The following is a 1065-nucleotide window of genomic DNA, read 5'->3' as shown; positions in this document are numbered from 1 at the left end:
CTAACCGGGGACGGTCCAGGTGTCGTTGCCGGTGAGGAGGGCGTCGAGGTCGCCCTTGCCATGCTGTTCGGTGGCGGTGTCGAGCTGGTCGGCCATCTGGGTGTCGTAGACGGGGCGGGTCACGCTGCGCAGGACGCCGATGGGGGTGTGGTGGAGGGTCTGGGGGTCGGCGAGGCGGGAGAGGGCGAAGGCGGTGGTGGGGGTGGCGTTGTGGGCGTCGTGGATGAGGATCTGTGACTCGTTCTGCGGCGTGACTTCGACGATCTTCAGGTCGCCGGTGGTGTGGTCGCGGATGATGCCCTTGCTGTTGTTGGTGCCGAGGAGGATGGGTTGGCCGTGTTGGAGGCGGATGACGGCGTCCTGGGCTTGTTCGTGGTCTTTGAGGGTGTCGAAGGCGCCGTCGTTGAAGATGTTGCAGTTCTGGTAGATCTCGATGAGGGCGGTGCCGGGGTGGTCCGCGGCCTGTCGCAGTACTTCGGTGAGGTGTTTGCGGTCGGAGTCGATGGTGCGGGCGACGAAGGTGGCTTCGGCTCCGAGTGCGAGGCTGACGGGGTTGAAGGGTGCGTCGAGGGATCCCATGGGGGTCGACTTGGTGATTTTGCCGATTTCTGAGGTGGGGGAGTACTGGCCCTTGGTGAGGCCGTAGATCCGGTTGTTGAAGAGCAGGATTTTGAGGTTGACGTTGCGGCGGAGGGCGTGGATGAGGTGGTTGCCGCCGATGGAGAGGGCGTCGCCGTCGCCGGTGACGACCCAGACGGAGAGGTCTTGGCGGCTGGTGGCGAGGCCGGTGGCGATGGCGGGGGCGCGTCCGTGGATGGAGTGCATCCCGTAGGTGTTCATGTAGTAGGGGAAGCGGCTGGAGCAGCCGATGCCGGAGACGAAGACGATGTTCTCTTTGGCGAGGCCGAGTTCGGGCATGAAGCCCTGTACGGCGGCGAGGACGGCGTAGTCACCGCAGCCGGGGCACCAGCGCACTTCCTGATCCGACTTGAAGTCCTTCATGGACTGCGGGGTCTCGGTCTTGGGGACCAGGGAGAGCAGGGTGCGTGTCGTCGTCTCAGTCAT

Annotated in this window: 1 protein-coding gene; it reads right to left on the bottom strand. The window is 65.0% G+C overall.

What is annotated here, in order from left to right; genetic code table 11:
- Positions 1 to 1065 (bottom strand): 2-oxoacid:ferredoxin oxidoreductase subunit beta, encoded by a 1065-nt coding sequence (locus ACFWA7_RS40015; protein WP_385828098.1) that lies wholly within the window; start codon positions 1063 to 1065, stop codon positions 1 to 3.

Source organism: Streptomyces sp. NPDC059994, assembly GCF_042737755.1.
Lineage (GTDB): Bacteria > Actinomycetota > Actinomycetes > Streptomycetales > Streptomycetaceae > Streptomyces.
The sequence above is the reverse complement of the archived record's forward strand: the minus strand, read 5'-3'. Positions and strand labels throughout refer to the sequence as shown.

Coding starts and splice junctions, on each gene's coding strand:
- ACFWA7_RS40015 (WP_385828098.1), bottom strand. CDS start 1,065: ATGACTGAGACGACGACACGCACCCTGCTCTCCCTGGTCCCCAAGACC.